The sequence below is a fragment of the Fusobacterium sp. IOR10 genome (genome assembly GCF_010367435.1).
Taxonomy (GTDB): domain Bacteria; phylum Fusobacteriota; class Fusobacteriia; order Fusobacteriales; family Fusobacteriaceae; genus Fusobacterium_B.
Genome location: NZ_WJWY01000064.1, coordinates 1 through 1,327 on the forward strand (window position 1 = coordinate 1; position 1,327 = coordinate 1,327).

3 protein-coding genes are annotated in these 1,327 nt (G+C 30.4%); all 3 read right to left on the reverse strand.

All coding sequences use genetic code 11. The annotated features are described in order from the left end of the window. Nucleotides 1-446: sodium ion-translocating decarboxylase subunit beta (locus GIL12_RS09945; RefSeq protein ID WP_163470314.1), on the reverse strand; the 446-nt coding region annotated here is incomplete at its 3' end. Between the two features lie 18 nt (nucleotides 447-464). Then, nucleotides 465-839, reverse strand: coding sequence for a biotin/lipoyl-containing protein (locus GIL12_RS09950; RefSeq protein ID WP_163470315.1), 375 nt, complete (start codon nucleotides 837-839; stop codon nucleotides 465-467). 18 nt (nucleotides 840-857) lie between these two features. Then, entirely contained in the window at nucleotides 858-1,178 is a 321-nt protein-coding gene (locus tag GIL12_RS09955; RefSeq protein WP_163470316.1) for an OadG family protein, read from the reverse strand. Between the last annotated feature and the right edge of the window lie 149 nt (nucleotides 1,179-1,327).

Sequence of the window (1,327 nt, forward strand, 5' to 3'; positions counted from 1 at the left end):
ACATATATTGCTGTTGGTCCATCTGCTCCACCTATTATACCTATTGAAGCTGCATCTGGTCCTATAAATCCTAGGGCCAAGGCTCCTAAAAATGAAAAGAATATTCCAAATTGAGCTGCTGCTCCTAATAATATACTTTTTGGATTTGCTATTAATGGTCCAAAATCTGTACTTGCTCCTACACATAAAAATATAAGGGGAGGATATATTCCTAATTTTGTTCCCTTATATAAATAATAAAGTAATCCACCTTCTTTCATTAGATTTGCTCCTGGTAAATTAACAAGTAACATTCCTATTGAAATAGGTATTAATAAATATGGTTCATACCCTTTTTTTATTGCTAGATAAAGAAACAAACAAGATATTCCTATCATTATTATTTCCTTATAAGTTAATATTGTAAATCCTGATTCCCCTAAGAAACTCATTATCATTTGTAACATATTTTTTCCTCCTATTTCTTAAAGTGTTATAATTGCATCTCCTGCATTAATTTGAGCACCTTTTCCAGCATTTACAGCTGAAACTGTTCCACTCTTATCTGCGTAAAGTTCTGTTTCCATTTTCATTGCCTCTATTATTGCAACTAAATCTCCCTCTCCTATTGTATCTCCAACTTTTACTTTCATATCAACTATAACACCTGGCATTGGAGCTTCTATAACTGCACCAGTTGATGCTGCTACTGGAGCTACTTGTTGAACTGGTTGAGAAGCTTGAACTGGAGCTGCTGCTTTTGGTGCAGAAACTTCCACATGTCCATCTACAGTTTTTACTTCTTCTAATTCTATTTCATAAACCTTTTCATTTACTTTTATTTTATATACTTTTTTCATTTTGTCATCCCCTTTATTTTATAATTGTTTAATACTAACTATTTTATAATTGCTTTCTTTATTTTCCCCTGAAGCTTCCATTGAAGCAACCATTGCTGCTGTAAACATATCTTGATCACTTTCTAATTCTTCAAATGTAATACCTTTTTTAGAAACTATCACTGCTTCAGTTTTCACTTTAGGTTTAACTATAACATCAGCTTTTTTTTGTTCTTTCCCATCTTTAAATATTACTTTAAAACTTTCTAATATTAAAGAAATTATATATAGTAAAACAAAAACTATCAACATTGACATTATAGATAATTGAACTCCGTATACCAAACTAATATCATTCATTTAATTTTCACCGCCTTATTTTTATACAAATAAATTTATTATATGTTCTTCTATTTCTGCTTCTGGATGTTCTCTTTTTTCTAAGAATTTTCTAGCGTTATCTGGAAATAATGCGTACATTAGTACATCTTCCATTGATTTAGCCAAAT